Consider the following 243-nt stretch of genomic DNA (forward strand, 5'->3'; position numbering starts at 1 on the left):
ATAGCCCCTTAAAAGCTATAAATTTAACCTTTGCCTTTCGCACAAGAAAATTCACAGGAACGTTTTCTAAAGCGGGTTATAACCTCCTCAAGGAGCATATGACAGAAATCTTTTTGAACAAAATCGACATCCACATCAAAAACAATAAGATTTTTCAAATCTTTTCGCTCATGAATTGTCTGTATACGAATATAATCTTTAGCTGTTGTTGCTAGCCATAAATTGTGCATTTGAGCCTTTTGT

1 pseudogene is annotated in these 243 nt (G+C 34.2%); it reads right to left on the reverse strand.

What is annotated here, in order from left to right:
- Positions 1-23: 23 nt before the first annotated feature.
- Positions 24-243: pseudogene (locus ACFINC_RS11370) on the reverse strand (tetraacyldisaccharide 4'-kinase); the annotation flags it as partial.

Source organism: Bartonella sp. AP58NXGY, from assembly GCF_042195785.1.
In the GTDB taxonomy this organism is placed as follows: Bacteria; Pseudomonadota; Alphaproteobacteria; order Rhizobiales; family Rhizobiaceae; genus Bartonella.